This window comes from Streptococcus sp. HMSC073F11 (assembly GCF_001810785.1).
Lineage (GTDB): Bacteria > Bacillota > Bacilli > Lactobacillales > Streptococcaceae > Streptococcus.
The window spans coordinates 208636-209694 of the sequence record NZ_KV802690.1 but is presented as its reverse complement, the minus strand read 5'-3'; the positions used below and the strand labels follow the sequence as shown (position 1 = coordinate 209694).

Annotated in this window: 1 pseudogene; it reads right to left on the bottom strand. The window is 48.3% G+C overall.

Going from position 1 to position 1059, the window contains the following annotated elements:
• Positions 1 to 1059: pseudogene (locus tag HMPREF2764_RS02645) on the bottom strand (hypothetical protein); the annotation flags it as partial.

The window sequence follows — 1059 nt, the reverse complement described above, 5'->3', positions numbered from 1 at the left end:
CGGTTCCAGTTGGAGTCGCCTTAGTAAACTCTGGACTGTAGGTTGCAGTGACTGGAGTACCGTTCTTATCCACACGTTTGACTGTGACTGGAGTTGGGTTTCCAACAAACTGTTTGTCTGGCGTGAAAGTTACAGTTCCATCTGGTGCAATCGTGTAAGTTCCTTGACCTGGAATAGATTTCTCTTTGCTTCCATCTGCGAAAGTTGGCTCGACTGTTTCATCGATTGGAACCAGTGGATCACCACCTTGGAAGCTTGGAGTACCTGTTTGCGGAACACCTTGAGGGCCTGTGCTGGTTGCGTTAGTGCTGGTTGGAACTACTTCTTTCACCACCGCTTGGTACTTGACTGTAACAGGAGTTCCATTGGCATCCACTCGAGTCAATTCAAGTTCCGGTGTTTCACCCTTGAACTGTTTGTCTGGGGTAAAGGTTACCTTGCCTTCTGCGTCCACTTCGAACTTACCAACATTTGCCACTTCTTTCACAGTTGTACCATTGTCAAATAGTGGAGTTGAATCAGCTAGGAACGGAACTGAGTTATGGCCTGGAGTGAAGGTCACTTTACCTTCTTGGACCTGACCTTGCAGGCCCTCTGTCTTATCACCTGAACCAGTTGGGGTTACTTTCGTAAACTCTGGACTGTAGGTCGCAGTAGCTGGAGTGCCATTCTTATCCACACGTTTCACTGTAACTGGATCTGGGTTTCCAACAAACTGCTTGTCTGGAGTGAAGGTCACTGTACCATCTGGCGCAATCGTGTAAGTTCCTTGACCTGGAATAGATTTCTCTTTGCTTCCATCTGCGAAAGTTGGCTCGACTGTTTCATCGATTGGAACCAGTGGATCACCACCTTGGAAGCTTGGAGTTCCTGTTTGTGGAACACCCTGAGGGCCTGTGCTGGTTGCGCCGGTTCCTGTTGGTGTTACCTTGGTCACTGTTGGGGTATAAGTCGCAGTCACTGGAGTGCCATTCTTATCTACCCGTCTAACCGTTACTGGAGCTGGAGTTCCAACATACTTCTTGTCTGGAGTGAAGGTAATAGAGCCATCTGGATTGA